Source organism: Blastocatellia bacterium, from assembly GCA_035275065.1.
In the GTDB taxonomy this organism is placed as follows: domain Bacteria; phylum Acidobacteriota; class Blastocatellia; order UBA7656; family UBA7656; genus DATENM01.
On sequence record DATENM010000115.1, the window covers coordinates 1 to 2,098 of the forward strand.

General features: G+C 55.2%; 4 protein-coding genes and 1 pseudogene. All 5 read right to left on the reverse strand.

Annotated features, from left to right (window positions below):
- Window positions 1-246: 246 nt before the first annotated feature.
- Entirely contained in the window at window positions 247-501 is a 255-nt protein-coding gene (locus VJ464_23755) for a hypothetical protein (protein ID HKQ08162.1), read from the reverse strand.
- A gap of 1 nt (window position 502) precedes the next feature.
- Window positions 503-1,051: pseudogene (locus tag VJ464_23760) on the reverse strand (IS630 family transposase).
- Window positions 1,036-1,452, reverse strand: a complete 417-nt coding sequence (locus VJ464_23765; GenBank protein HKQ08163.1) for a transposase — start codon at window positions 1,450-1,452, stop codon at window positions 1,036-1,038. The pseudogene VJ464_23760 and the gene VJ464_23765 overlap by 16 nt, the downstream one beginning before the upstream one ends.
- A gap of 22 nt (window positions 1,453-1,474) precedes the next feature.
- Window positions 1,475-1,759 (reverse strand): HNH endonuclease signature motif containing protein, encoded by a 285-nt coding sequence (locus tag VJ464_23770; protein ID HKQ08164.1) that lies wholly within the window; start codon window positions 1,757-1,759, stop codon window positions 1,475-1,477.
- A 125-nt stretch (window positions 1,760-1,884) separates the two neighbouring features.
- Window positions 1,885-2,098, reverse strand: a 214-nt coding sequence (locus VJ464_23775; protein ID HKQ08165.1) for a hypothetical protein, incomplete at its 5' end; no start/stop codon positions are given.

Here is a 2,098-nt window from a genome sequence, read left to right on the forward strand (position 1 = left end):
ACGCGACGAAGCAAGTGAAGGCAGGCGCGAGCGAGTTGCGCCGCCACACAACCACGAGGTTGGTGTTGGCTTGGCCAGCGAAGGTGGTGCGCAGGCGCTATCAATTAGCCACGTCTTTGTCGAGCAAAGTTGTCTAACGCCGGACATTACCGGGCCGCCGAGCGGCATCGCGGGCAATCACGTGAACTGCGCTTCGGCGGCTCCGGTGCATGTCCTTGTTAGGTGCGTTTTGGCCTGTGAGCAATACTATTCCAATACTTCAGCATTTAGCCATCGCTTGACGAATTCTCGCCCTTTGTCTGTAAGCTGAAAGGGATTTCCTTCTGCATAATAGTACTTCAAGCCTTCATCCTTTATTAGCAAACCATCTTCTACAAGATACATCAGCAGAATATCAAACCCCTTATTTATCCAAACGGATTCTAGATTCGGATCTTCCGCGAAGAATTTGAGCACCCTGCGCTCCAGATCACCATAACGGCTGTTTAAAGCGGTTTTCATGTCAGTTTAGCTGATAGCCACAATGAGTAAACCAGGCCAAGGCATCAGATTCAGTGATCGTCGCAAGCGCTCGCTTGATGGCCCGCTCCAACTTGCGACGGGTTCGTGCTCCGATACTTCGCAAGGCGGTCTTGATCTTCGACCAGCACCGCTCAATCGGCGACAGGTCGGGCGAGTACGGCGGCAAATAAATCAACTGCGCTCCCTGCGCTTCAATTGCCTCACGGATGCCACTCACCTTATGCGCTCCCAAGTTGTCCATCACGACGATGTCGCCAGCCACCAGCGTCGGACAGAGGATGCATTCGGTGTAGGCGCGGAAGACCTCGCCATCGGTCGCTCCTTCAATCCACAGCAGCGCGTCCAGGCCGCCGCTGCCCAAGGCGCCGATCAGCGTCAGGTTCTGACCATAGTTGATCGGTGCGCTGCCGACCGCCCGCTCGCCACGCGGAGCGCGACCGTACAAGCGCGTCAACGCCAGATTAACTCCCGATTCATCAATGAACTTCAGCCGACTGAAATCCAGCCGGGCAATCAATTTCCGGTACTCGGCTCTCGCCTGCTGGACCCGCGGCGTGTCTCGTTCGGAGGCGTGGAGCGACTTTTTTTTCGCGGCAAATTAAGTGTCTGTAACAGGCGGCTCATGGTCGGGAGCGAGACGGCTTTCTTATGCTTGGCTTTGACCCGTTGGCACAACTCATCAAGGGTTAAGTCGTTATTCTCGGCAACGCTCTGCCGGATGAAGAGACGGGCTTTTTCATCCAGCAACGGCTTGTTGCCGCCGGCATGCGGCAATGCATCAGCCGAGCCGGTCTCGCGCTTGCGGCGGAGGAAGTTTTTGACCGTGGCGAGACTGACTTGGAACAACTCAGCGACTTCGCCCTGTGAGTACTTGCCGCTTTCACAGGCTTCGACGATTCTGTGGCGCAAGTCGTTGGAATAAGGTTTCATAGCTCGTAGACTGACCGGTTTACTAGCTAAATGCAACCGAAAACCGCTCTAGAACAGAGAGGTTCGCTTTGTATTGCAGCATCGCTCTGCGATCAATCTCACCGTTATCGTATCGTGTATGACAAGTTGGGCAAAGAGCAATTAAGTTATCAAATGTGTGCGCTTTTACACGTGCCCAAGGAACAATGTGAGCGATTTCTACAGGTATTTGGCGACAGGTGGGGATAGCACACCTGTGTCCTGCCTCTACCAGTACGTCCCGTTCAAGGGGTCGCGGAGGAGTTCGCGCAGATGTCTTCTTCTTCATTCCGGGCCTCTGCAATCTGTCAGTTAAGAGGGCGAGCACCTAACGAACACACATCACCGGGCCGCCGAGCGGCACTGTGAGTAATCATGAGCACTGCGCGGTGGCGGCTCCGGTGCATGTCGTTGTTAGGCCGACGTTTTTGGCTCACCTGTCTCTCGTCCCCACCAGTCCTCTGCTTGGCCGCCAAGATAGGGTAGTACCCGCAAGGCGGCACGCTCAAATCTGTCGCCAGAGGAAAACCATCGCCGCTTGTCATATCTGAACCAATGGTCGCTTTTTTCATCCGACGCACCAAGTCGAAGACGGCGCGCCACGTCCCAGGCCCTGATCTTGGTGGGA